At 68.5% G+C, this 24,277-nt stretch carries 25 protein-coding genes; 8 read left to right on the top strand and 17 right to left on the bottom strand.

Annotated elements, in window-relative coordinates:
- The 4 genes from ACXRVZ_RS02455 to ACXRVZ_RS02440 form a co-directional block, all read left to right on the top strand.
- Positions 1-792: hypothetical protein (locus tag ACXRVZ_RS02455; protein WP_458232167.1), on the top strand; the 792-nt coding region annotated here is incomplete at its 5' end.
- A gap of 22 nt (positions 793-814) precedes the next feature.
- Positions 815-1,108: a hypothetical protein gene (locus ACXRVZ_RS02450; protein ID WP_458232166.1), complete on the top strand. Its 294-nt coding sequence runs from the start codon at positions 815-817 to the stop codon at positions 1,106-1,108.
- The gene (locus tag ACXRVZ_RS02445; RefSeq protein ID WP_458232165.1) at positions 1,105-1,938 is read left to right on the top strand and encodes a CHAP domain-containing protein; all 834 of its coding nucleotides are present in this window, start codon (positions 1,105-1,107) and stop codon (positions 1,936-1,938) included. Before ACXRVZ_RS02450 ends, ACXRVZ_RS02445 begins: the two co-directional genes overlap by 4 nt.
- A gap of 493 nt (positions 1,939-2,431) precedes the next feature.
- Entirely contained in the window at positions 2,432-2,914 is a 483-nt protein-coding gene (locus ACXRVZ_RS02440; RefSeq protein WP_457419220.1) for a hypothetical protein, read from the top strand.
- A 72-nt stretch (positions 2,915-2,986) separates the two neighbouring features.
- Here the strand turns inward: ACXRVZ_RS02440 and ACXRVZ_RS02435 are convergent, their stop codons facing one another.
- The 5 genes from ACXRVZ_RS02435 to ACXRVZ_RS02415 form a co-directional block, all read right to left on the bottom strand.
- Positions 2,987-4,336: a type II toxin-antitoxin system HipA family toxin gene (locus ACXRVZ_RS02435; RefSeq protein WP_457419218.1), complete on the bottom strand. Its 1,350-nt coding sequence runs from the start codon at positions 4,334-4,336 to the stop codon at positions 2,987-2,989.
- A gap of 3 nt (positions 4,337-4,339) precedes the next feature.
- Positions 4,340-4,618, bottom strand: coding sequence for a helix-turn-helix domain-containing protein (locus tag ACXRVZ_RS02430; RefSeq protein ID WP_457419216.1), 279 nt, complete (start codon positions 4,616-4,618; stop codon positions 4,340-4,342).
- Between the two features lie 251 nt (positions 4,619-4,869).
- Entirely contained in the window at positions 4,870-5,172 is a 303-nt protein-coding gene (locus ACXRVZ_RS02425) for a hypothetical protein (protein ID WP_457419214.1), read from the bottom strand.
- An 8-nt stretch (positions 5,173-5,180) separates the two neighbouring features.
- Positions 5,181-5,654: a hypothetical protein gene (locus tag ACXRVZ_RS02420; RefSeq protein WP_457419212.1), complete on the bottom strand. Its 474-nt coding sequence runs from the start codon at positions 5,652-5,654 to the stop codon at positions 5,181-5,183.
- Between the two features lie 42 nt (positions 5,655-5,696).
- The gene (locus ACXRVZ_RS02415; protein ID WP_457419210.1) at positions 5,697-7,028 is read right to left on the bottom strand and encodes a hypothetical protein; all 1,332 of its coding nucleotides are present in this window, start codon (positions 7,026-7,028) and stop codon (positions 5,697-5,699) included.
- A gap of 112 nt (positions 7,029-7,140) precedes the next feature.
- Between ACXRVZ_RS02415 and ACXRVZ_RS02410 the strand changes: the two genes are divergently transcribed.
- The gene (locus tag ACXRVZ_RS02410; protein WP_457419208.1) at positions 7,141-8,067 is read left to right on the top strand and encodes a PEP-CTERM sorting domain-containing protein; all 927 of its coding nucleotides are present in this window, start codon (positions 7,141-7,143) and stop codon (positions 8,065-8,067) included.
- On the opposite strand, the gene ACXRVZ_RS02405 is transcribed toward ACXRVZ_RS02410, so the two are convergent.
- The 7 genes from ACXRVZ_RS02405 to ACXRVZ_RS02375 all read right to left on the bottom strand — a co-directional run bounded on the left by ACXRVZ_RS02405 (position 8,030) and on the right by ACXRVZ_RS02375 (position 17,824).
- A complete protein-coding gene (locus ACXRVZ_RS02405) occupies positions 8,030-9,172 on the bottom strand; it encodes an MFS transporter (RefSeq protein WP_457419206.1) in 1,143 nt (380 codons plus the stop codon). The two genes, ACXRVZ_RS02410 and ACXRVZ_RS02405, sit on opposite strands and share 38 nt — an antisense overlap.
- The gene (locus tag ACXRVZ_RS02400) at positions 9,169-9,639 is read right to left on the bottom strand and encodes a thioredoxin family protein (RefSeq protein ID WP_457419204.1); all 471 of its coding nucleotides are present in this window, start codon (positions 9,637-9,639) and stop codon (positions 9,169-9,171) included. The genes ACXRVZ_RS02405 and ACXRVZ_RS02400 overlap by 4 nt, the downstream gene beginning before the upstream one ends.
- A 150-nt stretch (positions 9,640-9,789) precedes the next feature.
- Complete coding sequence (locus ACXRVZ_RS02395) at positions 9,790-10,764, bottom strand: extracellular catalytic domain type 1 short-chain-length polyhydroxyalkanoate depolymerase (RefSeq protein WP_457419202.1); 975 nt, start codon at positions 10,762-10,764, stop codon at positions 9,790-9,792.
- Between the two features lie 2 nt (positions 10,765-10,766).
- Positions 10,767-12,146 (bottom strand): efflux transporter outer membrane subunit, encoded by a 1,380-nt coding sequence (locus tag ACXRVZ_RS02390; protein ID WP_457419200.1) that lies wholly within the window; start codon positions 12,144-12,146, stop codon positions 10,767-10,769.
- Complete coding sequence (locus ACXRVZ_RS02385; protein WP_457419198.1) at positions 12,143-15,298, bottom strand: efflux RND transporter permease subunit; 3,156 nt, start codon at positions 15,296-15,298, stop codon at positions 12,143-12,145. Before ACXRVZ_RS02385 ends, ACXRVZ_RS02390 begins: the two co-directional genes overlap by 4 nt.
- Positions 15,299-15,304: 6 nt before the next feature.
- Positions 15,305-16,522 (bottom strand): efflux RND transporter periplasmic adaptor subunit, encoded by a 1,218-nt coding sequence (locus ACXRVZ_RS02380; RefSeq protein ID WP_457419196.1) that lies wholly within the window; start codon positions 16,520-16,522, stop codon positions 15,305-15,307.
- Between the two features lie 63 nt (positions 16,523-16,585).
- Positions 16,586-17,824, bottom strand: a complete 1,239-nt coding sequence (locus ACXRVZ_RS02375; protein ID WP_457419194.1) for a multifunctional CCA addition/repair protein — start codon at positions 17,822-17,824, stop codon at positions 16,586-16,588.
- Between ACXRVZ_RS02375 and ACXRVZ_RS02370 the strand changes: the two genes are divergently transcribed.
- Positions 17,823-18,224, top strand: a complete 402-nt coding sequence (locus tag ACXRVZ_RS02370) for a hypothetical protein (protein WP_457419192.1) — start codon at positions 17,823-17,825, stop codon at positions 18,222-18,224. The two genes, ACXRVZ_RS02375 and ACXRVZ_RS02370, sit on opposite strands and share 2 nt — an antisense overlap.
- A gap of 1 nt (position 18,225) precedes the next feature.
- Here ACXRVZ_RS02370 and ACXRVZ_RS02365 read toward each other — a convergent pair whose 3' ends face one another.
- The 5 genes from ACXRVZ_RS02365 to ACXRVZ_RS02345 all read right to left on the bottom strand — a co-directional run bounded on the left by ACXRVZ_RS02365 (position 18,226) and on the right by ACXRVZ_RS02345 (position 22,893).
- Positions 18,226-18,879, bottom strand: a complete 654-nt coding sequence (locus ACXRVZ_RS02365; protein WP_457419190.1) for a glutathione S-transferase family protein — start codon at positions 18,877-18,879, stop codon at positions 18,226-18,228.
- 5 nt (positions 18,880-18,884) lie between these two features.
- Positions 18,885-19,193 carry a DUF1272 domain-containing protein gene (locus ACXRVZ_RS02360; RefSeq protein ID WP_457419188.1) on the bottom strand — a complete coding sequence of 103 codons (309 nt, stop codon included), beginning with the start codon at positions 19,191-19,193 and terminating at the stop codon, positions 18,885-18,887.
- On the bottom strand, positions 19,193-19,873 hold the full coding sequence (locus tag ACXRVZ_RS02355) for a glutathione S-transferase (RefSeq protein ID WP_457419186.1): 681 nt from the start codon (positions 19,871-19,873) through the stop codon (positions 19,193-19,195). Before ACXRVZ_RS02355 ends, ACXRVZ_RS02360 begins: the two co-directional genes overlap by 1 nt.
- A gap of 72 nt (positions 19,874-19,945) precedes the next feature.
- Positions 19,946-20,887 carry a complex I NDUFA9 subunit family protein gene (locus tag ACXRVZ_RS02350; protein WP_457419184.1) on the bottom strand — a complete coding sequence of 314 codons (942 nt, stop codon included), beginning with the start codon at positions 20,885-20,887 and terminating at the stop codon, positions 19,946-19,948.
- A 2-nt stretch (positions 20,888-20,889) separates the two neighbouring features.
- Entirely contained in the window at positions 20,890-22,893 is a 2,004-nt protein-coding gene (locus ACXRVZ_RS02345) for a transglycosylase SLT domain-containing protein (protein WP_458232164.1), read from the bottom strand.
- 143 nt (positions 22,894-23,036) lie between these two features.
- On the opposite strand from ACXRVZ_RS02345, the gene ACXRVZ_RS02340 reads away from it, so the two are divergent.
- Together ACXRVZ_RS02340 and ACXRVZ_RS02335 are read left to right on the top strand one after the other, a co-directional pair.
- Positions 23,037-23,627 (top strand): PEP-CTERM sorting domain-containing protein, encoded by a 591-nt coding sequence (locus ACXRVZ_RS02340; protein WP_457419180.1) that lies wholly within the window; start codon positions 23,037-23,039, stop codon positions 23,625-23,627.
- Positions 23,628-23,720: 93 nt separating this feature from the next.
- Complete coding sequence (locus ACXRVZ_RS02335) at positions 23,721-24,266, top strand: 5-formyltetrahydrofolate cyclo-ligase (protein WP_457419178.1); 546 nt, start codon at positions 23,721-23,723, stop codon at positions 24,264-24,266.
- Positions 24,267-24,277 lie beyond the last annotated feature (11 nt).

Here is a 24,277-nt window from a genome sequence, read left to right as displayed (position 1 = left end):
CCGACTCGCTATCAGTCTACCGACGCAGTCGTGGCGAAGATCCAGCTGACCCCGCAGGACATAGCAGACCTGACGGAGACACAGGACCCTGGCGAGCGAAATCGCCTCCAGAACAAAGCGGTCGCCGTGATCGATCAGCAGTATTCGGCGTTTTGCCGCTCGCTAGTATCCGACAGGGCCGATGCAGCCACTGCGGTCGCTGGAACTACGTTGGGAGCTGCGACTGCGGCGGCCTACGTAGACAACGTCGTGGCCAAGACCAACTACGCCTTGTTCGGCGCCACCTTAATCGGCGCGTTCGGAATCATCGACAAGAACTACTACTTCGATAAGACGGCCCCTGCGCTCGTATCGGGGATGGATGCTGCTCGGGTGCAGAYGCTCCTGCAGATCAAGAGGAATCAGCAGCTTGGCCTCGACGTCTACGACGGCTCGGCTGCGGCGCGGGACGTGGAAAGCTACTACAACGCCGGAACCCTGATGGGAGCCATCAAGGACATCACGGCTCGCGCAGAGGGTGCGGTGGCAGAGGGGCAAAGTGAGATTCGCACGTTGAAGGTTCTGCCGAAGTCCGAGATGGACCGCAATCAGAAAATCGTCGCCGCGATCCACGCCATCAAGACGCCGGAGGCCATGGAGAAGGGAAACCAAGCTCTTACAGCGCTCAATCTGAAGACGCRGACGGATGCACACGACACGCGCCGCGCTTTGCTCCAGGAGCTGCGCGTTGCTGACACCATACGAACCGACGCGCTGGAAAAGCAGCTCAAAGCGGTTGGTTTGCTCAATTAGTTATCCAAGCAGGAGACGAGACATGGACACCTACTTTCGAGAACTGCCGGGCAGCATGAGCCTAGCTGACCAGACTCTGGCGATCCAAGGTGAAGAGTCGAAGGCGGCAAAGTTCCTCAATAGCAAGATTTGGGTGAACCCGAAGCACGAGCTGACGAACCTTGTCGAGTTCGAAGAGATAAACGACGAGCCAGAAACTCCCTTGGGCGCACCCACTCTCAGTCGTACTTTGCCTGCCGGTCACACGCCTCAATGGGCGGGGCCAATGATCGTCTTGGGGAAGGCGGAACCAAGCATCTTCCTCCTCCGCCCATGAACGAACCTGATCAACACGAGCGCAACATGCAATATCCAGGACGAATCATCAAGGCTGGCGAGAAAAATGGCGCCATTGTCAAAGCGCTGAAGATCCAGCTCAACGCGACGCTTGGCTTGACGGGTGACGGTGCGCTGTCCGAGGACAACACCGCCTTCGGCCCGAAGATGACGCAAGCGGTTATGTTGTTCCAGGCTCGCCACGTCGACAGCCAGGGAGTGCCTCTGAAGACCGATGGTGAGGTCGGCAGCGTCGCTTGGGAGGTCTTGTTCGGATCGGAAAGCGTGCCGGCCGCCGAAGTTGCGGATGACGAGCTGCTGCGCGAAGCCGTGAAGATCGCGCAGGCCGAGTGTGCAGCTGGGATTCGGGAAGTGCGGCCACCCTTGAACCGCGGCCCTCGCGTCGATGAGTATCAAGCGCGGACGGGCTTGAAGCTCAAAGTGGGGGCTGATGGCTTCGCATGGTGTGCCTGCTTCCTCTACTGGTGTTTCGATGAAGCATCGAAGAAGCTTGGTCGCAAAAATCCGCTGATCAAGACCGCTGGCTGCCAGGACCACTGGAACCGTGCAAAACCCGCCGGCGTCACCGAAATCACCGGCGTCAGAGCAACCCAGAAGCCGGAGCTAGTTAAGCCTGGGATGATATTCATCATGGCGTTCGGCGGCGGCTCGGGCCATACCGGGATAGTTGAATCGGTCCAAGGCGGCTTCATCACAACCATCGAAGGCAACTCGAACAACGAGGGTAGCCGCGACGGCTTCGGCGTCTTCCGTCTTACACGCAAGATCAACTCGATCAACCGTGGTTTCATCGACTATTCGGGCAAGTAAGCCTTGGCTACGTAGCTCCCTTGACCGAGGGCGTTTTTGACCGCGTCGGGTCCAGATGCCTGGGTGCTGACGGCCTTCTATAGCAGCTATCGATAGTGACGAGCTAGGGAAGGTCTGTAAAACCTCTCGTCAATCCGAGTGGTGTCGGGCGTGAGCGTGGAGGACGATACGAGTCATGGACCAGATCACGCTCGGCCTTGATGCGCCGACGTCCACGCCGTGAGGCCATCGGGGCGGAGTAACTTAGGCAGTAACTCCGCGTGCCATTTTGGCGAGATGTGAGCTTTCTGAAGGCCGTCAAGCCATCTTTCGATAGAGCCCCAGCCACCAGAACGCCAAGCTCTTGATTCCTAACGGAGTCAGGAGCTTTTTGCTTTCTGGGGCAAGCATCGGATGCAGCCGCTGGGCACGGAATTGCCCGGGGGGAGCATGCGTGCGGCTTGTGCTACGGTTCGACGCCGAACCGACCCCTCTTTCATGATTGGAGCCCGCCATGCCCTTCAAGTGCAGCAAGTGCAACCAGATGACGTCGAGCAAAGCTGGCAGCTGGTGTTCTGCTTGCAAGGGCGGTGGCGGGGGCACGGTGGAGGCGGAACCCACGCCCAACAGCGCCCAACTCACCACGACCGAGGTCAAAACCACTTTCGGTGATGCCTGCGCGAAGCGGTACGCAAAAGATGAGTACTGGGGTGGCGACAACAACGAGTTCCACGTCCACAACTACTCCGGGCCCGGCGCCCACGTCAAGTGCGCGGCGAACACCATGCCGAAGCTGCTCGACTCCGGCCGAGACAAGTTCTACGCCTATGGCTGGAAAGACGTGCTGGCCGGCGTGAAGCTGATCAAGGCCGGCACGAAGTCTGGCGAAAGAAGTGCCGTGTGCGGCGCCATCATCATGTTCCTGATGAACGAAGGCGAGTTGAGCAACGCCGACCTCCGCGTCAAGATGGCCGAACTGGTCGACACCTGCCAGTGATGGTGGGGCTTCAGGCCGTACTCGCTGCATTGCAGCCTTCGGCACCCGCACTGCCCCTTCGGTGTGGGCAGGTCATCCCGCCAGGCGATCGGCTGCGCCCCGCATGCCGTCGAAGACCGCATCGGCGACTCGTGTGTCAAAGCCGTGAGGTAGCAGTGCACTGACCGAGGCGATGACTGCCGGTGTCCGCTTCAAGATTTGATCGATCAAATGCTCGATCTCACGGCCGTCATCCGTAAGAACGCCGTGACGTGCTCCCAGAGCAAGCCAGTGTCGGCGCAGGATGTCCCGCATCTTCCAATGCGCGTTCTTTGAGCGTACGGCCATCGCCATCTTGGCCTTGAACGGAGAGATCTTCGATGGCCCCTCTCCCAACACGGGGTAAGCCGACAGTACGTCGTAGAGCGGCGTCAGCTGGTAGCGGCCGCCGGGGCGCAGGAACAGGCTGAAGTTCTTGGCATGGCCATCGGTGGCGCAGAGCATCCAGAAGAGCAGTTGCGCCTTGAAGAAGTCGCGCCGGTCTTGTTCGCGGGTCATGGACCCGTCAAGAACATCGAAGATCCGGTCCATGCCCGGCCCGCCATCGGTTTCGTACCTTGCCTCGGGTGAAACGCCGGTGGCTTGGCACATGTCCTCCTGCGGCAGGCGGATCAAGCGGCTGTCACCGGACGAGTGGGTCCACCAGGCTCGATCAAAGCGCTCGACGACCAGCGCCTTGACGTCTTCGAACTGCAAGGGATGGCAGGTTGCTACGGGCAGCCCGAACTCGCGCAGGATCAGCGAACACAGCCATTCGTTCTCGACTGAATTGCGCATGTCGAGCTTCATGCCGCCGATCAAGCCCAGTGGCAGCTTGAAGATGTGTGTCGTGGGTGTGTTGCCGTGGGGAAGGCACCATTGGCCGTCGTGCAGCAGCAGAGCAGTCTTCTCCTGGGCGCCTGCGATCGAGATGCGGAAGTCATCGTCCTCGCCTCCCCAGCCCATGGCATTCGACGTCGTCGTGCCGCGCAGGATTTGGGCGACCTGCGCTTCGCTCAAGGGCTCGGCCTGCAGGGGCGCAGTGCCGGCGGAGGTCGCGTTCTCGGGGAGGATCTCAAGCGCGCCCGCACAGTCCCGTCCGATCTCGGCGAGCAGCTCGAAGGCATTGGTCGATCCGGTGTTGAGCCGGCGTGCCAGGCGTTCCTTGATGTCTTTGCTATCCGGCAGCAGGTTCTCGAAGTAGGCGCGGACCTTGGTGCCCCGATGCGGCGCGTTGCCGGGTGTGAAGGGCAAGGACAGGGATATCGGGCGCCCTTGCTCTGACTGCGTCCAGGCAGAGTCGTACTGGAGCGTGTCCGGGGCATGGGGCGTCAGGCTCCAGGTGCCGACGCGGGCGCCGTTCATCCATAGGCCGAGCGTTCGGGTGTGAGAGCGGCGACCCATGGGTTACCAGACGGGCTTGTCGGTTGACGAGCGCTGGCTGATGGGGTCGGAGGTAGACGTGGTCGAGGGCTTCCCGAGCGCCAACTCGACGCCGAGGATGTTGAGCAGCTTCAGCAACCTGGCGGTGCCCACCTTGTCGGCGTTGCGCTCCATCGCAGAGTAGGTTTGCTGAGAAACGCCCAGGCGAAGGGCGACCTCGCCTTGGGTGAGGTCTGCCTCCTTTCGGAAGGCCTGGAGCAGCGCGGGCAGTTGCTCGGCGGTGCGGACGGTGAACTGAGTCATACAGGCTGGATGCTGTAAATTAAATATACAGCTTTTGATTTGTTCTAATAGTTTACGTGCCAAAGGCTGTATTGCCAACTTACTGCCTGTAAGCTGTTTGCGGAGTACCTTGCCACCGCGCTGATGTCGAGCCATGAGCAATCCGCCCCTTGCCCCTCAAATGCCAGCTCGCGTCACTCCGCATCGACCCCGAACTCGATCAGCCGCCACCGCCCCTGCACCGGCCCCAGGTAGAACGCATACGGCTTGCACTACATGACCAGGCGGTCGCCCTCGACCTGCGGGCGCACCCGCTGCAGGCATTGCCGCACGCCCGCCGTGAACAGCGCCGGCACGACCTTCGCGATGAACGCGTCGCGCGAATGCGCACGGCCTTCAAACAGGAACGGCAGCTGCGCCAGCTCGGCCAGCGCGGCACCTCCGGGTTGAGCTGCGGCCTGGCGCAGCTGCGTCACGAAGGCCTCGTCCTCAGCAGGCGCCGCCATCGACTCGTGCGCGAAGCAGGCCGTCGCCAGCACGACGGTCGTGGCGTACAGGCAGAGGGATCGCCTCATCGCGCAGCTCATCGGTGGCGCCCCTCGACCAGGCGGTCGGGCACGATGTTCGCGACGACCAGCCGGCCTTGCTCCTTCACCACGTAGACGGTGAAGGGGCGTGCGGTGGGCGCCTCGGCGTATTGCATCCACATGTAGAACGCAAAGCCGTGCTGGCCCGAGCCGTCGGTGGTCTGCGTGACCGTGACGGGGCCGCTAGGTTGGCGAGCGCGCTGGAAGAAGGGGGCGATCTGGGCCTGCAGCACCTTGCGGGCCGCCGGTTCACCGATGCGGTCGACGAGTTGGCGGCTCAGCAGCGACTGCATGCTATCGATGTCCCCGGCCATCGACCGCGCGACGAACTCGTCGGCGGCCTGCCGGAACGGCGCGCTTTCGCTCGCCATCCGGATGTCCTGGGCGGCGCTGCCCGGCGCTGCATGCGTGGCCGGGCTCGCCATCAAGGCGGCCAGCAGCAATGGGAGGAAGGGTCGGTTGAGGTGCATGGGTTCAGTCCTTGGGATGTCTGGGTGGGGCGGCGTCGTGCTTCAAACGCGGCGGCCGAACAGGCGTGGCTGCCAGCGCCAACCCGAGCGGGTGACCAGAGCGCACAGCGCGGTGAGCACGCCTTCGCCGTCCAGCGAGGCGGCGTAGCCAGCCGGCAGATCGGCGTGGCGCGACTGCAGTTGCAGCGGCACCGTGGCCAGCCGCGACGGCACGACCATGGTTGCCTGCCGCGTGGACGACCACACCATCTCGGCATCGGGCCGCGCCGCGTCGGCCAAGTCGTCGCCGGGGCCGCGCATGCTGGCTTCGTCGGCGTCCTGCGGGGCATCGCCGTCGATGCCAAGCTTCTCGTGCACAAGCACGCAGCCGCGCTGGGCGTCGATGTGCAGGGTGATGTGGTGGCTGCGGCGCGGGCTGGGCGACACATCGACGCGCAAGGCCGGCGAGCCATCCACGGTCAGCTCGGTGATGTCGAACGGGCCGCCTGGGCGCGCCAGCGAGAGCAAGCGCGCACGCAGCTCGTCGGGCGTCGCCATCGCGGCACCGCGCAGGGCCGGCACGGGGGTGGTGTGGGAACCTGCCCAGGCGATCAACGCGACGAACACGAGCGCGTGGGTGATCGCCATGGCGGTGAAAAAGGGCCAGCTTGCTGCGGGTTTGGTGGTTGCTGGATCAGGGTCGTCCTGCGACACCGGCACGCGCTGGGTTGCCAGCCGCGCCAGCGCAAGGTCGCGGTCGGCCGCTCGCAGCTCCAGCAGGTCGGGTCCGTGGCGTTCGATGACGAGCAGCGTCGCGCCCACACCGTTGCCCAGCAAGCGCAAGCCCTTGCGGCCCGCGTCGTTGAAGGGTTCGGTCTGCATGGCCTGCGTCAGCATCGCGACGTAGTTCTGCGCGGCGTGGGCATCGGTGAAGCGCGACAGCCGCAGCTCGCTGCCATCGGCAAACCGGCCGGCGCGAAGCAGCACGAGGCTGCCACCGCGCACCTCAGCGTCTTCCACCGTCTCGGCGCCGTCGAACAGCTGCTGCGCGTCGAGCGATGGCGTGACGGCTGGCGCTTGGGTGGCTTCAACGTCGACCGAACTGGCCCAGAACAGCAGCAGGATGGGCAACATCAGCGTGGCCGCCAGCATGTTCAGCGCGTACTGCCGCGCGTCGGCAGTGTTCCGCCAGACCAGCGCGAGGCCGAGCAGCGGCGGCAGGCCGCAGGCGCCGAGCGTCCAGGTGTCGACCTGCGCTCCGCTGCGCGCCAGCCACAGCAGCACGCCGCCACTGAAGAGCAGCAGCCACGCGCAGCAGGCCAGCCCCAGGTCCCGCACGGTGCGTGATTGGCGGTGGGTGGCCTGGGCCAGGGCAGGGGCGAGGGTGGGCGACATGAGGCGGAGCGGGCTGGTGTGGCTGCGCAGTCTCTCCAGCCGCTGTTTGCCTGGTGTTTCATCGCCGGCGCCGGCGTGTTTCGTTTGTAGCTGCGGCGGCCATACTGGCTGGATGTTCCGCATCAGACACATGCTGCCGCTGGCACTTCTCGTGACCTCCGCATCAGTCTTTGCTGCCTGTGACCGCGCGCCGCTTCCGCTGGCCACGGCGCAGGCGCCGCACCGCATCCTCTTCGTCGGCAACAGCTTCCTGCACGGCCATGCGCCCCCGGTGCTGCACTACAACGCGGCCCGTGTGACGGACCTGAACGGCAGCGGTTATGGCGGCGTGCCGGGCGTGTTCAAGCAGCTCGCCGATGACGCCGGTGTGCCTGTCGACGTGGCCAGCGAGCTTGTCAGCGGCCAGACGTTGCAGTTCCACTTCAACGAGAAGCTGGCGCTGATTGCGAGCAAGCCCTGGGACATCGTCGTGCTGCAGGAATACAGCACGCTGAACCCGCAGCGGCCCGGGGGCGCGGCGGCCTTTGTCGCTGCTGCCGGCAAGCTCGAAGCTGCGGTGCATGGCGCCAACCCTGCGGCCCGTGTCTATCTGCTGGAGACCTGGGCGCGCGCCGACCAGGTCTATCGCACGCTCGGTGGGCGCTGGGCCGGCAGGACGCTGGAGGCCATGCAGCGCGACCTGCGTGCCGCCTATGCCCGGGCCGCGTCTCGCGCCGCCTGCATTGCCGGCGTGCTGCCGGTGGGGGATGCGGCGCTGCGCGCGGTGCAGGAGGGCGTGGCCGACCGTGACCCCTACGACGGCATCGATGCCGGCAAGTTCAACCTATGGGGCGACGACAGCTACCACTTCGGCGCCTGGGGCAGCTATCTGGAGGCGCTGGTCATCTTCGGCCAGCTCACCGGCCGTGACCCGGCCAGCGTGGCGAGCCGTGCGGCGCGCGACCTGGGCCTGAGCGCTGCGCAGATCGAAGCGGCGCAGGGCGTCGCCTCCCGTCAGTGGCTCAGCCGCGCAGCGCCCGCTTGGCCGACACGGCCATGAACACCGCGAACACGACGACAACGATCAGCCCGGTGGTCAGCGACGACCGCTCGGCGATGAGGCCGATCAGCGGCGGCCCGGCCATCATGCCCAGATAGCCCACGCCCGACACGGCGGCGATGCCATGGGCGGGCGACACGCCGGGCACCTGCGAGGCGGCGCTGAACAGCATGGGCACCACGTTGGATAAGCCCAGGCCGACGAGGGCGAAGCCGACCAGCCCGATGCTGGCGGACGGCACGGCCAGCACCAGGGCCATGCCGGCGGCGGCGAGCACGCCGCTGGCGCGCAGCAGGCGGCGCGGCGCAAGACGGGCGCGCACCCAGTCGCCACCGAAGCGGCCGGCCGCCATCGCGCCGCTGAAGGCGGCATAGGCCAGGGCGGCGGTGCTGACGCTGCTGGCGCGCTCCTGTTTCATGAAGAGCACGCTCCAGTCGTAGATCGCGCCCTCGGCGATCAGGCCCATGGACGCGAGCACACCCAGCAGCAGCAACGGGCCGCGCGGCAGGCTCAGCGGCTGCTTCTCTTCGGCATCGTGGGTCTCGGGCAGCGGCAGCATGGCGCGGCTGGCAATGAGGATGGCGATGGCGCACAGGCCGGTGGCCAGCAGCAGATGGCCTTGCGGCGTGAGGCCCAGGATGGGCACGGCGCTGCCCAGGCCGGCGCCGGCCATGCCGCCGAGGCTGAACATGCCGTGGAAACCGCTCATCATGGGTTTGGCGGCCAGGCGTTCGATCTCGCTGGCTTCGGCGCTCAGCGACACGTCGAACAGGCTGCCGAAGCTGCCGAACACCAGCATCACGGCGAGCAGCCCGGCGTAATAGGCCGATGACTCCAGGCTGGCGATGGCCACGCAGCTGACGCAACCCATGACGGTGGCGACGACGCGCGGCCCGTAGCGGCCGACGATGCGGCCGGCATAGGCCAGCGCCGCGAGCGCACCGACGCCGCTGGCGAGCATGGCCAGGGCCAGGGCTTGTTCGCCGATGCCGTAGTGGGCCTTGACGATGGGCACATGCACGCCCCAGGTGGCGAACAGCATGCCCATGACGAAGAACTGCGTGCGCAGCGCGACGGAGGCGCCGCTCAGGGACGGAGCGTTCACTTGGCCGAGGCAGTCACGCGGGTGAAGAAGTCGTAGACGCCCTGGTCGCCCATCTTGCGGGCGTCGGCCAGCTCGCCGCCTTCGGTGGCGTAGAGCAGCTTGCCCTGCGGCGACAGCACGGCCACGGCGGGGATGCCCTTCTTCAGCGGCACGCGGTAGGCCTCGGCGATGTCGACATTGCGCTCGAAGCGGCCCACGTCGACCTTGACGACCTTGAAGCTCTTGGCGATCAGCGGCGCGCTGGGGCCTGTCTTGAAGGTCGTGTCCAGCATGCGGCAGTCGCCGCACCAGTTGGCGCCGAAGACGACGAGGACGGGCACTTTGGCTTTCTCGGCCTCGACCAGCGCGGCGCGGATGGCGGCCTTGGCGTCGGCGGCTTCGTCGTAGATGGCGGGCGGGCCGGCGTGGGCGGCAAGGGGTGTGGCGAGGCTGGAGGCGAGCAGCAAGGAGGCGGAGAGGAATCGCATGGTGGTGGGCTCTTGCATCAAAAAGCGGCTTGAGACGGCTGAACTGAAAGCGCTTTCAAGCCATGTTGCCTGATGACTGACAGCGTTGTCAAGCGCTGGATCAATTCCGATCGTCTATGGGTTGTCAGGGGTGCCCGAAACCGCACGGGCCTAGCGGGACGCTTGTTCGAAAAAGCGCCAGATCTCGTCGTTGGCATCCAGCGCCTTGGACGCAGCTTCCTTGCCCCGCCGCACGCTCTGTGCGCCGGGCCAGGAGTGGCCGCCGGCCTCGGTGACGCAGAGCTGCACGCTCACGCCGCCGGCGCAGCCGCTGTAGGCCTCACAGGTGGCGCCGGGCTTGTCCAGCGTGCGTTGGGGCGGCGCGGTGCAGCGGTCGCGCTGCACCCAGCGCGAGATGGTCTCGGGCACGGAGATGAAGGCCATGACCTTGCTCTCGTCGCGGAAGGCGTTCGGACCGGCGCCGCCGTTGAACAGCACGTGATCGTCGTCCCGGGCGTGGATGTGCAGCACGGCGATGGGCCGGCTGGGCGTGCAGTTCGTCGTCGCATCGGTGCCGGCGACCGAGGCCACGGCGCGGAACACGTCGGCCGCCTCGCAGGCCAGGCGGTGGCTGAGCATGCCGCCGTTGGACATGCCCGTGGCGAACACGCGGCCGGCATCGATGGCGTAGCGGGCCTGGATCGCCTTCACGGTGGCGCGGGCGAAGGCCACGTCGTCGCTGCCCTTGTCGCGCGCATCACCGCAGCAGCCGCCGGCGTTCCAGGTGGCGAACCGGCCGCCCGGAGGCTTGCTGTAGCCATTGGGGAAGGCGACGAGGAAGCCCGCTGCGTCAGCCTTCTTCTGCAGGCCGTATTTCTCGTCGTCGGCCATGTATTCGGCATGGCCACCGCCGCCGTGGAAGGCCAGCACCAGCGGCGCCGGCCTGGCCGGGTCATAGCCCGTCGGCAGGTGGACAAGCACCTTGCGGCCCTGCACCTGCATCTCCTGCAGGCCACCGGGCGACTCGCTGCCCTTGTCGGCGCGGCGCTGCTCGGCGCGGGCCTTGAGGCGCTCGCGCAGCGTGTCCTGGGCTTGCGCGGCTGGCAGCAGCAGCGAAAGCACCAGGGTGAGCGCGAGGCGGCGCATGCTCAGCTTCCGCCGCCGCCCAACACCCGATAGACGGCCACCAGGTTCTGCGCCCGCAGGCTCTGCACCTGCACCAGCGCCTGCTGCGCGGTGAACAGCGAGCGCTGCGCATCCAGCACGTCCAGCGAGCTGGAGATGCCGGCGCGGTAGCGCTCCTCGGCCAGGGCCAGGCGGCGCGCCTCGGCGTCCACCAGGGCCGACTGCGCGGTGCGCTGCTCGGCCAGCGTCGTGCGGCCGGCCAGCGCATCGGCGACGTCGCGGAACGCGCTCTGCACCGCCTTCTCGTATTGAGCCGTCGCGGCATCGCGCGCGGCGCGGGCTCCGGCCAGGTTGGCGCGGTTGCGGCCGGCGTCGAACAGCGGCTGGATGAGCGACGGCGCAAAGCTCCAGGCCGTGTTCTTGAACAGGCCGTCGAGCTGGCTGCTCGCCGTGCCCAGGCTGCCGGTCAGCGTGATGCGCGGAAAGAAGGCGGCGCGGGCGGCGCCAATGTTGGCGTCTGCGGCGGCGAGCTGGGCTTCGGCCTGGCGGATGTCGGGCCGGCGCGTCAGCACCTCGCTGGGCAGGCCGGCAGGCAGCTCGGCCAGGGGTTCGAAGTCGACCAGCGCGCCGGTCGGCGCAGGCAGGCCGGCGGGCAGGCCGGAGCCGAGCAGCAGCACGAGCGCGTTTTCGTCGAGCGCGCGCTGGCGTTGCGTCTGCGCCAGCGCTACGCGGGCGGCTTGCAGCGCCGACTCGCCCGCGCGCAGGTCCAGCTCGCCCGTGATGCCGCCCTCGAAGCGCTGGCGGATCAGCGACAGCGACTGCTCGCGGCTGGCCAGCGTGTCGCGCGTGATGCGCAGCAGCGCCTCGTCGGCCTGCAGCGCGATCTCGGTCGTGGCGATGGCCGCAATCAGCGCATTGCGCACGGACTGCTGGTTAGCTTCGGCGGCCAGCAACTGGGCTTGCGCCGCAGTGCCCAGGTTGCGCAGGCGGCCGAACAGGTCCAGCTCGTAGGCGGTGACCTGCAGACCTGCCTGGTAGTTGCTGGTGATGCCGCCGCTGGCGTTGGGCAGGCGCGAGCCGCTCAGGCCGGCGTTGACGGTGGGCCAGAGGTCGGCGTCGCGCGCGGCAGCGGTGGCGCGCGCGCTGTCGATGTTGGCGGCGGCCACGCGCAGGTCGCGGTTGTTGGCCAGGGCCAGCGGGATCAGCTGCTGCAGGCGCGCACCCTGGAAGGCCTGGGCCCACGGCAGCTCAGCAGGCGCGGTGCCTGCGCCGCTCGCGTAGGGGAAAGCCGTGGCGGGCAGCGCGGCCAGAGCGGCCTCCGGCGCGGTCGGGCGCTTGGGCTCCGGGCCGGCGCAGGCGGCCAGCAGCGCGGCCGCGGCGATCAGGGTCAGGGACGCCTTCATACCTGGTCTCCCAGCTCTTCTTCTTTTTCGTGGGCGTCTCTGCGGCGCTGGCGTTCACTGCCGGGGAAGAACTTGCGCACCAGCACGAAGAACACCGGCACGAAGAACACGGCGAACGCGGTCGCGCTGATCATGCCGCCCATCACGCCGGTGCCGATGGCCCGCTGGCTGGCCGAGCCCGCGCCACTCGCGAGCACCAGCGGCATCACGCCCAGGATGAAGGCCAGCGACGTCATCAGGATGGGGCGGAAGCGCAGGTGCGCCGCTTCGCGCACGGCGTCCACAGCGCTCTTGCCGTGGGACTGCAGCTCCTTCGCGAACTCGATGATCAGCACCGCGTTCTTGGCCGCCAAGCCAATGATCGTGATCATGCCGACCTTGAAGTAGACGTCGTTCTCCAGCCCGCGGAAGGTGGCGGCCAACACCACGCCCAGCACGCCCAGCGGCACGACCAGCAGCACCGCGGCCGGGATGGACCAGCTCTCGTACAGCGCCGCCAGGCACAGGAACACCGCCAGCAGCGAGAACGCGAACAGGATCATGGCGGTGGAGCCGGACAGCTTCTCCTCGCGCGTCAGGCCCGTCCATTCGTAGCCGAAGCCGGCGGGCAGCTCGGCGGCGATGCGCTCCATCTCGGCAATCGCCGCGCCGCTGGACACGCCCTTGGCGGCCTCGCCCGCGATGCGCATCGTCGGGTAGCCGTTGTAGCGCACGGTCTGCATCGCGCCGCTGATCCACTTGCTGCTGGCAAACGCCGCCAGCGGCACGGGTTGGCCGGCGGTGTTCATCACGTTGAGCTTGAGCAGGTCCTCGGGATTCATGCGCGCCTGCGCCTCGGCCTGCACGACGACGCGCTGCAGCCGGCCGGCATTGGGGAAGTCGTTCACATAGCTGGACCCGAGCGAGGTGCCGAGCACCGCGTTGATGGCGGCGATGGGCACGCCCAGGGCCAGCGCGCGTTCGCGGTCGATGCTGAGTTCCAGCTGCGCGGCATCTTCCAGCCCGTCCGGGCGCACGGCGGCCAGCAGCGGGCTCTTGGCGGCAGCGGCCAGCAATTGGCCGCGTGCGGCCAGCAGCTCGGCGCGCGTGTGCGTGCCGCGGTCCTGCAGGCGGAAGGCAAAGCCGTTGGCGCGGCCGAGGTCGCGGATGGGTGGCGGGCTGGTCGGGAAGATGATCGCGTCGCGGATCTTGCCCAGCGCCGGGAAGGCGCGTGCCACCAGGCCCTGTGCGGAGTGCTCGGCGCCATGGCGCTCGCCCCAGGGTTTGAGCGTGATGAAGCCCAGGCCCGCGTTCTGGCCAGCGCCCGCAAAGCTGAAGCCAACGATGCTGACCATGCTCTCCACCTCGGGCTGGGCGAGCATGTAGTCCTCGGTCTGCTTCATGACGGCCAGCGTGCGCTCCTGCGTGGCGCCCGGCGGCAGTTGCACGTTGACGAGGATGCTGCCCTGGTCCTCGTTCGGCACGAAGGAGGTCGGCAGCTTCTGGAACATCAGCACTGCCACGGCGATGACGGCCGCGTACAGGATGAGCCAGCGCGGCGCGCGCTTGAGCATGCGCGTGACGCTGTTCTCGTAGCCCTTGTTCACGCGCGAGAAGCTGCGGTTGAACCAGCCGAAGAAGCCTTTCTTCTCCAGGTGATGGCCCGCCTCGACGGGCTTGAGCAGCGTGGCGCACAGCGCCGGCGTCAGCGACAGCGCCATGAAGGCCGAGAACGCGATGGAGCTGACCATCACGGCCGCGAACTGGCGGTAGATGTTGCCGATGGCGCCGCTGAAGAAGGCCAGCGGCACGAACACCGACAGCAGAACGACGGTCACGCCGATGATGGCGCCGGAGATCTGGCTCATGGCCTTGCGCGTGGCCTTGAGCGGCGAGAGGCCTTCCTCGCTCATGATGCGTTCGACGTTCTCGACCACGACGATGGCGTCGTCCACGACGATGCCGATCACCAGCACCATGCCGAACATCGTCAGCACGTTGATGGAGAAGCCCAGCGCCAGCAGCGTGGCAAAGCTGCCCAGCAGCGCGATGGGCACCACCAGCGTCGGGATGATGGTGTAGCGGATGTTCTGCAGGAACAGGAACATCACCAGGAACACCAGCACCACGGCCTCGACCAGCGTCTCGACGACCTGCGAGATCGAGATGTCGATGAACAGCGAGCTGTCGAAGGGGATGGTGGCTTTTACGCCGGCCGGGAAGTAGGGCTGCAGCTGCTTGAGCCGCTTCTTGACGAGGTCGGCCGTCTGCAGCGCGTTGGCCGACGGGGCCAGCTGTACGCCGATGCCGACCGAGGGCTGGCCGTTCAACCGCGTGGAGCGGCCGCCGTAGGTCTGCGCACCCAGCTCGACGCGGGCGACGTCCTTGAGACGCACGGTGGCGCCGTCCGGGGTGGAGCGCAGCACGATGTTGCCGAACTGCTCGGCGCTGGTCAGCTGGCCGCGCACGACGACGGTGGCGAACAGCGTCTGGCCGGGCACGCTGGGCTGGTCGCCGATGGTGCCGGAGTCGACCTGCGCGTTCTGCGCGCGGATGGCCTCGTTGACGTCCGCCGGCGACAGGCGATAGCCCAGCAGCTTGGCCGGGTCCAGCCAGATGCGCATGCCGCGCTCGGTGCCGAACAGGCTGGCCTGGCCGACGCCCGGTACGCGCTGGATTTCGGGCAGCACGGTGCGCGAGGCGTAGTCACCCAAGGCCACGGGGTCGAAGGCCGGGTTGTCGCTCGACAGGATGGTGAAGAGCAGGAAGTTGGGGTTGGCCTTGTCGACCCGCACGCCCTGCTGGATGACGCTGGCCGGCAGGCGCGGCGTGGCGCGGGCCAGGCGGTTCTGCACGTCCACCTGCGCCAGGTCGGGGTTGGTGGCGGGGTCGAAGTTCAGCGTCAGCGAGCCGGTGCCGTCGGCCTGGCTGACCGCCTCCATGTAGATCAGCCCGGGCGCGCCGTTCATCTCGCGCTCGATGATGCTGATGACGGCGTCCTCCAGCGTTTGCGCGGAGGCGCCGGGGTAGGTCACCGACAGCGAGATGGCGGGCGGCGCCACCGGCGGGTACTGCGCGATCGGCAACTGCGTGACCGCGGTGCCGCCGATGACGAGGATGAACAGGGCGATGACCCACGCGAAGATGGGCCGGTTGATGAAAAACTGCGCCATGTGGGGTCAGGCCTTCGATGGCGTCGAGGCGGCTGACGCGGCAGGCGCTGGCGCCGACGAAGCGGCACCCGGCGGCGTCCACGGCACCGGGCGCGCCTTGCTGCCCGCCTTGGCGCGCTGCAGCCCGTCCACCACCACCTGGTCGCCCTTCTTCAGCCCGCTCAGCACCAGCACCCGCCCGTCGCGCGCTGCGCCGAGCTGCACCTTGGTGATCTGCAGCATGTCCCCGGAGGCCACGGTCAGCACGGTGGTGCCCAGCGGCCCTCGCGCAATGGCCTGCTGGGGCAGCCACACCGCGTCATCCACGTGGGCCTGGGCCAGGCGCACGCGCACGTACAAGCCCGGCAGCAACTGGCCCTGGGCGTTGGGCAGCTCGGCGCGCAGCGTGATCTGGCCGGTGCCGGCGTCCACGCTCAGGTCCGAGAACAGCAGCTTGCCGGGCTGGGCGTAGACGCTGCCGTCCTCCAGCACCACCTGCACCTGCGCCGCCTCCTTGCCCGCCGCGCGTTGCAGCTGGCCGTTGGCCAGTGCGGCGCGCAGCCGCATGACTTCGGCGGCCGGCTGGGTGAAGTTCACATAGAGCTTGTCGACCTGCTGCACGATGGCCAGCGGCGTCGCCTCGCCCTGGCCCACCAGCGCGCCTTCGGTCACCAAGGCGCGGCCCACGCGTCCCGAGATGGGCGAGTTGACCGTGGCATAGCCGAAGTTGATCTGTGCCGTCTGCACGGCGGCCTTGCCGGCGGCCACGTCGGCCTTGGCCTGCTGGGCTTGGGCCTGGGCGTTCAGCGCGTCCTGCTGGCTGACGGCCTGGCTTTTGGCCAGCGGTGCATAGCGGTCCGCCAGCGCCTGGGCCTGCATCAGGTTGGCCTCGGCGCGCGCCAGCACCGCCTGGGCACTCGACAGCGTGGCGCGGTAGGGCGCGGCGTCGATCTCGAACAGCGGCTGCCCCGCCTTCACGTCCGAACCCTCGGTGAAGAGGCGCTTTTGCAGGATGCCGGCGGCGCGTGCGCGCACCTGGGCGACGCGGAAGGCCTCCAGCCGACCGGGCAGTTCGGTCGTCAGGTCGGCGCGCTCCGGCGTGGCCGTGATGACGCCCACCTCGGGCGGCGGCGGCGCGGAGGGCGCGGTCGAGCTGCTGCCTTGGCCACAACCCGTGAGACCCGCGCCCAAGGCGCCCAGTGACAGCGCCAGTGCCGCCACACGCTCGTATCCCGCAATCCTCATGCCCGACCCCAAATTCTTGTCTTGCTGCCAGCTGTCTGCCGGCAAAGCTGCCGACTGTAGCGACTAGGCCGAACCTTCGTCGGTGAACGAACGCAAAGCCCCGAGGCGCGCTGCCCGCACGGCCTTGCCGACGTCTGCCCCCTGGGCGCCGCGCGCCAGTGCTGCGGCGCTGACGGCAGCGAGGTCCACGCGCTGCGTCGCGGCCAGGTCGGCGGCCAGGCGTTCGCGCTGCGGGTAGTCACGCTTCTCCAGTCCCAGACGACCGCGGGCATCGCATTCGCAGGCCCACAGCAGTTCGGCAAAGCGGTCGGGCCGGCGCCAGGCATCGCAGCGCTCCAGCAACCGCAGCCGCGCCTCGGCGCTGAAGGCGCTGCTTTGGTGCACATGGGTGTGCTCGCGGGCGACGAGCTCGGCCAGCTCGCGGCAGTCGGTCGGCACCTTCCAGCGCGCGCTCACCCCACGGGCCAGCTTCTCGCTGCGCACTTCATGGGCGATGTGGCGGGGCAGCTCCTCCTTGCGCGTCGTGCCCTTGCCGAGGTCGTGGCACAGGCAGGCGTAGCGCACGGTCAGCGGCGCGTTCTGCAGCGCGCACTGGTCCAGCACCATCAGCAGGTGGATGCCGGTGTCGATCTCCGGGTGATGGGCCTCGGGCTGGGGCACGCCGAACAGGGCCTCCACCTCGGGCAGCAGCTTCTGCAGGGCGCCGCATTCGCGCAGCACCTCGAACATGCGCGACGGCTTGTTCTCCATCAACCCGCGCGACAACTCCTGCCAGACACGCTCGGCCACCAGCGCGTCCACCTCGCCGGCGGCCACCATGGCGCGCATCAGCTCGACGGTCTCGGGGGCGACCGTGAAGTCGGCAAAGCGCGCGGCGAAGCGGGCCAGGCGCAGGATGCGCACGGGGTCTTCGGCGAAGGCGGGCGACACATGGCGCAGCACCTTGGCGGTGATATCGCGCTGGCCGTCGTAGGGGTCGACGATCTGGCCATGCTCGTCCTCGGCCATCGCATTGATGGTCAGGTCGCGGCGGGCCAGGTCTTGCTCCAGCGTGACGTCGGGCGCTGCATGGAAGGCAAAGCCGTGATAGCCGGCGGCGGTCTTGCGCTCGGTGCGCGCGAGGGCCACTTCCTCGCGCGTCTTGGGATGCAGGAAGACGGGGAAGTCCTTGCCGACGGGCAGGTAGCCGGCGTTCAGTAGGTCCTGCGCGGACGCGCCAACGATGACCCAGTCGCGGTCCTGCACGGGCAGGCTCAGCAGGCGGTCGCGGACGGCACCGCCGACAAGATAGGTCTTGAACATGGGCGGCATTCTGCGCGCCGCCACCGCGCGACATACTGGCGCCATGCGCCATAAGTTGGTTGTCCTCTCGCACCTAGGCTGGGTGGTTTGGTCCATCCTCCTCGGCCTCGTTTTGGGTCATGCGGCTCATGCGCATCCTGTCTTCTGCGGCCAGTTTCCAACCTTATGCGGGCTGTCTGGTCAGCGCATGTATGGGCTGGCCATCTGCGCGATGCTGCTGCTGCATGGCGCCGTGGATCTGATCAGGCTCGCGCTGGTCGTGCTGCATCGGCGCACGGAGATTGACGCGGCCAACCGGCTGCGTCTGAAATTCGCGGTCTGGCAGACCGTCATCGGCGGCCTGGGGTTGCTCGTCGCGTTGTGGGCGGGCTTCATGATCGCCATACGCGCACCCGCCTGAGTCACCAGCGCGGCGCGACCTGCTCCCCGGGCAGCAGTTCATAGGGCGGCTTCCAGCCGGGCAGCGCAGCCTTCAGCCGGTCGCGCCAAGCGGCGATGGCCGGGTACTGCGCGGCGACGTCGATGCCGCTCTCCTCGACCGGGAAGAACTGGTAGCCCGCCAGCGAGATGTCGGCGATGGTGGGCGTGCCGCCAACGATGAACTGCCGGCCGGCCAGCTGCTTTTCGACGATACCGAAAGCGTTGTCCACGCGACCCTTGAACCATGTCATCAGCGTCGGGTCGGGCGCCACGGGCGCGAACGACTTCATGAACCGGTAGGTCGCGAAGTAGCTCGTGAACTTGTGGTTGTCGAAGAACAGCCAGCGCAGCACGTCCTGGCGCTCGTCGTCGTTGGCGCCACCGTACTGGCCGTGGCGCTGGGCCAGGTAGAGCAGGATGGCGGCCGACTGCGTGAGGCGCTTGCCATCCACTTCAAGGATGGGCACCTCGCCCATCTCGTTCTCGGATTGGCGCCAGGGCTCGGAGCGCGTCAGGCCGGCGGCGAAGTCGGCCAGCGGCACATGCCGCGCCGTCCACGGCACTTGCAAGGCCTGCAGCAGCAGCGCGACCTTGTAGGTGTTGCCGGATTGGGAGAAACCGTGGAGGGTGGTCATGCGGATCAGCGTTGTTCGGGTGGCAGGCCTTGCAGGGCCTGGACAAGGCGGGCGTGGGCGTCCAGGTCCACGGGCCTGAGCTTGGGTTCGGTGCGTGCGGGGTAGTGGGCGAGCGAGTTGCCGCCCTTCCAGTCGCGGCTGGGGCGCACCGGCCGCGGCACGAAGCCGCCGCCGCAGTTGGGGCAGACGTTGCCCAGCAGCCCCTCGGCGCAGGCCGCGCAGAAGGTGCACTCAAAACTGCAGATGCGCGCCTCCACCGACTCCGGCGGCAACGCCACCGCGCAGTGCTCGCAGCAGGGGCGGAGTTCCAGCATCAGCGCGCTGTCCGGTACGGCTCGTCCTCGGGCACGAAGTCCTGCTCCCGCAGCGCCTCCGCAACCCAGTCCTCCACCGACGGGTGCGCCAGCAGTGCGTCGCGATACGTGGCGGCACTGTCCGACACCGGCAGGCCGAAGCGGCTCAGTCGCACGGCCACCGGCGCGAAGTAGGCGTCGGCCGCGCTGAACTCGCCGAACAGGAAAGGCCCGCCGCTGGCTTCAAGCGCCTCGCCCCAAGCCGCCTCCAGCCGCGCCACGTCGGCRCGCAAGGCCTCGTCCTCGGCCCACAGCTTCGCGCCGATGTCGGGGAAGAAGACCTCGATGTTCATCGGGCAGGCATTGCGCAGCCGCCCGAAGCCGGCGTGCATCTCGGCGCACAAGCTGCGCGCGCGGGCGCGGGCCTTGGTGTCGCGCGGCCAGATGGCCAGTTCGGGGTGACGGTCGGCCACGTACTCAGTGATGGCCAGCGTGTCCCACACGGCGAAGCCGTCGGCCTCGACGATCACCGGCACGCGCTTCGTCGGCGTGATGCCGGCAATGACGCGGCTCCATTCCGAGCCCGCGCTGAAGTCGAAGCGCAGCTTGACCTCCTCGAAAGGAATGCCGAAGGCCGCCAGCAGCACGCCGCTGCGCATGGACCAGGACGAGTAGTTCTTGTTGCCGATGTAGAGCTTCATGGGGCCTTTCATGTCGAAGGCGTCGAGCTTATGAGAGCGCCGCCGTTCGAGGGATGAGCAATCCGCAATGGATTAATGCCGGGCGCGCCAGGCGTCCAGCCGCGCGATGCCGTGGCCGGGCGACAGATAGCCTGGCAGTACCGCCTCCAGCGACGCCGGCGTGATGCCCAGCTCGGCCAGGCCGGGCAGGCTGCCGCTCGGCACATTGGGCACGCTCAGCGAGGCCAGGTTGTCGCGAGACAGCAGCGGCTCGCCCGGCAGGCACTCCATGGCCAGGGCCTGCAGCGTGGCCAGCGGGCCGGGCAGCGCCAGCACGGGGCGCGCATGGCCCGAGACGCGACCGGCCAGCCGCACCAACTGGCCAAGCGTCAGTTCGCGCGGGCCGGCGATCTCGTAGGTCTGGCCAATGGCCTCGCGGCGCAGCAGCACCTCCACCAGCGCCTGTGCCAGGTCTTGCACCCACACCGGCTGCAAGCGCGCAGCGGCGCCGCCCAGCGGCATCAGCGGGAACAGCCGCTGCAGGCGCGCAAAGAGGTTGACGCTCTTGTCACCCTCGCCAAACACCAGCGACGGCCGCATGAGGGTCAGGTCCAGCGCGCCGGTCTGCGTGGCCACCTGCAAGACCGCCTCGCCCGCCGCCTTGCTGCGCAGATAGCGCGACGGCGCGTGCTCTGCCACGCCCAGCGCGCTGACATGCACGACGCGGCGCGCACCCGACGCCGCGATGCGCCGCGGCAGCTCCACATGCGCATGCTCGAAGGCCGCCGCGTTGCCCTGCAGGATGGCGACGAGGTTGACGACGGCGTCATGGCCTTGGACCAGCGCGGGCAGGTCGCGGAAGACATCGGCCTGCAGCACGGTGACGCCCGGCAGGCTCTGCACGGCCTGCGCATGCGGCAGGCGCCGCGTCGGCACGGTGATGCTCACGCCGGCACCCAGGCGGCGCGTCAGCTGCTCGCACAGGGCGCGGCCGACAAAGCCGCTGCCGCCGAGGAGGAGGACGGACAAGCTCATGGTCAGGACCCTCCGATCGCAGCCGGCGGCACGTCGCTGACGTCGGCCGCGCTGGCACCGGCCGGGCCGACGCTGGCGCCCAGGCGCTCACGCAGCCGCGTGGCCGGCAGGCCCAGCACCTGCGCGTAGACGGCGCCGCCCAGCAACACCTTGCGAACGTAGTCGCGCGTCTCGTTGAAGGGGATGTTCTCGGCCCAGATGGCGGCGTCGATGACCGGGCCGTCACGCCAGCGCGCGGGCCGCCCGGGGCCGGCGTTGTAGGCCGCAGCGGCCAGGGCCTGGGCGCCGTCAAAACGCTCCAGCACCAGCTTCAGGTAGTGGGTGCCGATGCGCAGGTTGAAGTCGCGGTCGTGCATCAGGTCGGGGCTGTAGGCCAGCCCGGCCTTCTTGGCGGTCCACTTGGCCGTGGCCGGCATGACCTGCATCAGCCCGGCCGCGCCGACGTGGGAGCGGGCGTCCAGCACGAAGCGCGATTCCTGGCGGATCAGGCCGTAGACATAGGCCGCGTCCAGCCCGGCCGCTTGCGCCTCGCGCACCAGCTCGGCGCGGTGGGGCAGGGGGTAGCGCTGGGCGATGTCGATCTCGGCCTTGGTGCGCTCGCTGGTGTTGATGCAGCGGTCCCAGACCTCGCGGTCGCAGGCCTCCTGCGCGGCGGCGAGCAGGGCGCGGTCGCCCATGCCACGCAGCGAGAAGTTCCACTCGCGCACGCCTTCGCTGCGCAGGCCGAGATTGATGGCCAGCAGCCCCCGCGTGAGGCCGGCGTGGCTGCGCGCGGCGCGGCGTTCTTCGGCCGTCAGCGGCGCGGGCACGGGCGGCAGCGGCGTGGGCAGGGCCAGGTCCTCGGCGGCCAGGCGGCCGAAGTAGTTCAGCGGCGTGGTGGCCAGCGCCGCCAGCTGGGCGCGTGCGGCAGCTGCGTCACCCTGCATGCGCGTGGCGCGGGCTCGCCAGTAGACCCAGGCCGGGTCGCGTTGCTCGGTCGTGCTCATCTGCTCGATGGCGCGCAGGGCCACGGCCGGCGCCTTGGCGCGCAGCGCGGCGCGGGCGGCCCAGGCGAGGGTGTCGTCGCTCAACTCCAGGTCGGGCACGAGCTTGTGGGCGCGCTCGAAGGCGGGCAGCGCGTCGTCACGCAGGCGCAGCGCCGACTGGCGGCCGATTTGCGCCCACAGCCAGGCCTGCAAGTCCTTGGGCAGCTGGCGCCACTTCTCGGTCAGCACGTCGCCGGCCTGGTCGGGGTCAGCGGCGGCCACGCGGGCCAGGGCGAGCGTCGTCAGCTCGGCCTCGGCACGCGGCGAAGTGCGGGCCTTGCGCGTCAGGTAGCGGCCGGCGTTGTCCTGCAGTTCGGCGAGCTTCTGGTCCAGCGGTTTGGCTGCAAGCAGCGCCACAGCCTGCTTCGCGGCGCGCGGGCGGCCCTGCTCGATGGCTTGGCGCGCCTTGGCCCACAGCATGTCGGGCTTGAACAGGCCGGCCTCGACGAAGGTGGTGGCCAGCCAGTTGCAGCCGTCGTCACCGTCCTTCTGCGCCATCCACGCGGCGCGCGCCGTGTCGACACTGACTTTGCTGCCAGAAAGATGGTCGGCCAGCAGCGCATAGCAGGCGACCTCGCGGTCGTCGCGCATCTGATAACTCGCGTGGTCGCGGCGGAAGCCGGCCCAGTCGCGTCGGCGGCCCAGCTCCAGCAGCCAGTCGTTGCGCAGCCTGTCTTCCACATAGCTGCCGGGGAAGCGCGCGTAGAAGGCGTCCATCTCCGGCTGGCGCACTTCGGCCAGGCGCACGTTCAGCTCGAAATACTCGACCCAGCCGGCCAGCGGATGGTTTTGCGCGCGGGCCTCGTCGACGAGGGCCGAGAGGCGCTTGCGGTCACGCTTGACCCAGGCCTCACGGGCCTGGACGGCGAGGTCGTTGTCAGAAGGCGCCGGTGCCGCAGGCGCACTCAACGCCACCGCCGCCAGCAGTGCCCAGGCCGTGCGGCCCAGGGCTTTCAGAACTTGCCCACCCAATTGCTTCATGACTACCGCGCTGCCTCTCGGGGGCGATTTAACCCCAGGGCCTGGAGCTTCCCACGCATGGAGCCGTTTGCCACGTCCTAGGGGCTGGTGGTAGCGCTATCCAATCACTACCCTGCGCAGCCACACGACACGGAGACCGCCCAATGACGACCCTCACGCATCGCCTGGCCTTGATGGGCGCATCCCTGCTGTTGAGCGCTGCGGCCCATGCCGCCCCCGATCCCTACTCCAACGTCGGCCAGGAGGCGCCGTCGAACAGCTTCGTCGCCGCCTCCAGTGGTGCGCTGGTGGCCCACTACACCGGCCTGGCCGGCGGCAACCTGAACTTCGTCGGCGTCAGCATCAACGGCGTCGATGGACCGACCGGCCTCAGCGACAAAAGCAGCGCCTACGGCGAGACCTTCGTGCTGGGCCAGGTGACGGCGGGCGACAGCCTGGTTTTCTTCATCGACACGACCGACGGCACCAACCCGGCCTTGCGCTTCTACAGCGACAAGGCACGCAACGGCGACGGCAAGAACCACGCCTGGGCGACGGCCTATGCGGGCGACACCTTGGTGCCGGCCGGCCTGCACATCGCCTTCGAGGACCTCAACGGCGGCGGCGACTTCAACTACGCCGACCACGGCATCGTCGTCACGCTGGTGACGGCCACGCCGGTGCCCGAGCCCGCCAGCTGGGCCTTGCTGCTGGGTGGCGTTGCCGGCATCGCCGCGCTGCGCCGCCGCCGCTGACACCGCCCGCCTGATCGCGCCCCCGGATGCCCGGCCATCCGGGGGCGTTGTCCTTCATGGGTTCCAATGCGCCAACTCGACTGACGCGCGCCCATGACCGCTGCCATTCCTCACGACCGCGCCGAGCTGCGCCGCGGCCTGCTGGCCGAGCGCCGCGCCTTTGCCGCGACGCCGGCCTTCCAGGCGGCCGAGCATGCCGTGCGCCAGTCGCTGACGGCCTTGCTGGAACAGCTGGAGCCCGAGCTGCTGGGCGTCTACTGGCCGCTGGGCGGCGAGTTCGACGCCGGCGCCTGGCCCTTCCCACGCGCGCTGCCATTCGCCCGTCGTGACCCGGCCGAGATGGTGTTCCGCCGCTGGGACGGCGCCGCACCCACTGCCCAGGACGAATGCGGCATCGCCACCAGCACCGGCGCCGTCGCCGTGCCCGACGTCGTGCTGGTGCCTTGCGTGGGCTTCACGCGCGAGGGCTTTCGGCTTGGCTATGGTGGCGGCTATTTCGACCGCTGGCTGGCCGAGCACCCCGGCGTGACGACCATCGGCCTGGCATGGTCGGCCGCCGAAACCCATTTCCCCGTCGAGGCGCATGACCGCGCTCTGACTCTCATCCTCACCGAGGGCGAGCTCATCACCCCCGACTGAAAGGCCCCCGC

Source organism: Roseateles sp. P5_E8 (genome assembly GCF_054177665.1).
The sequence above is the reverse complement of the archived record's forward strand: the minus strand, read 5'-3'. Positions and strand labels throughout refer to the sequence as shown.

Coding starts and splice junctions, on each gene's coding strand:
- ACXRVZ_RS02450 (WP_458232166.1), top strand. CDS start 815: ATGGACACCTACTTTCGAGAACTGCCGGGCAGCATGAGCCTAGCTGAC.
- ACXRVZ_RS02445 (WP_458232165.1), top strand. CDS start 1,105: ATGAACGAACCTGATCAACACGAGCGCAACATGCAATATCCAGGACGA.
- ACXRVZ_RS02440 (WP_457419220.1), top strand. CDS start 2,432: ATGCCCTTCAAGTGCAGCAAGTGCAACCAGATGACGTCGAGCAAAGCT.
- ACXRVZ_RS02435 (WP_457419218.1), bottom strand. CDS start 4,336: ATGGGTCGCCGCTCTCACACCCGAACGCTCGGCCTATGGATGAACGGC.
- ACXRVZ_RS02430 (WP_457419216.1), bottom strand. CDS start 4,618: ATGACTCAGTTCACCGTCCGCACCGCCGAGCAACTGCCCGCGCTGCTC.
- ACXRVZ_RS02425 (WP_457419214.1), bottom strand. CDS start 5,172: ATGAGGCGATCCCTCTGCCTGTACGCCACGACCGTCGTGCTGGCGACG.
- ACXRVZ_RS02420 (WP_457419212.1), bottom strand. CDS start 5,654: ATGCACCTCAACCGACCCTTCCTCCCATTGCTGCTGGCCGCCTTGATG.
- ACXRVZ_RS02415 (WP_457419210.1), bottom strand. CDS start 7,028: ATGTCGCCCACCCTCGCCCCTGCCCTGGCCCAGGCCACCCACCGCCAA.
- ACXRVZ_RS02410 (WP_457419208.1), top strand. CDS start 7,141: ATGTTCCGCATCAGACACATGCTGCCGCTGGCACTTCTCGTGACCTCC.
- ACXRVZ_RS02400 (WP_457419204.1), bottom strand. CDS start 9,639: ATGCGATTCCTCTCCGCCTCCTTGCTGCTCGCCTCCAGCCTCGCCACA.
- ACXRVZ_RS02395 (WP_457419202.1), bottom strand. CDS start 10,764: ATGCGCCGCCTCGCGCTCACCCTGGTGCTTTCGCTGCTGCTGCCAGCC.
- ACXRVZ_RS02390 (WP_457419200.1), bottom strand. CDS start 12,146: ATGAAGGCGTCCCTGACCCTGATCGCCGCGGCCGCGCTGCTGGCCGCC.
- ACXRVZ_RS02385 (WP_457419198.1), bottom strand. CDS start 15,298: ATGGCGCAGTTTTTCATCAACCGGCCCATCTTCGCGTGGGTCATCGCC.
- ACXRVZ_RS02380 (WP_457419196.1), bottom strand. CDS start 16,522: ATGAGGATTGCGGGATACGAGCGTGTGGCGGCACTGGCGCTGTCACTG.
- ACXRVZ_RS02370 (WP_457419192.1), top strand. CDS start 17,823: ATGGGCGGCATTCTGCGCGCCGCCACCGCGCGACATACTGGCGCCATG.
- ACXRVZ_RS02375 (WP_457419194.1), bottom strand. CDS start 17,824: ATGTTCAAGACCTATCTTGTCGGCGGTGCCGTCCGCGACCGCCTGCTG.
- ACXRVZ_RS02365 (WP_457419190.1), bottom strand. CDS start 18,879: ATGACCACCCTCCACGGTTTCTCCCAATCCGGCAACACCTACAAGGTC.
- ACXRVZ_RS02360 (WP_457419188.1), bottom strand. CDS start 19,193: ATGCTGGAACTCCGCCCCTGCTGCGAGCACTGCGCGGTGGCGTTGCCG.
- ACXRVZ_RS02350 (WP_457419184.1), bottom strand. CDS start 20,887: ATGAGCTTGTCCGTCCTCCTCCTCGGCGGCAGCGGCTTTGTCGGCCGC.
- ACXRVZ_RS02345 (WP_458232164.1), bottom strand. CDS start 22,893: ATGAAGCAATTGGGTGGGCAAGTTCTGAAAGCCCTGGGCCGCACGGCC.
- ACXRVZ_RS02340 (WP_457419180.1), top strand. CDS start 23,037: ATGACGACCCTCACGCATCGCCTGGCCTTGATGGGCGCATCCCTGCTG.
- ACXRVZ_RS02335 (WP_457419178.1), top strand. CDS start 23,721: ATGACCGCTGCCATTCCTCACGACCGCGCCGAGCTGCGCCGCGGCCTG.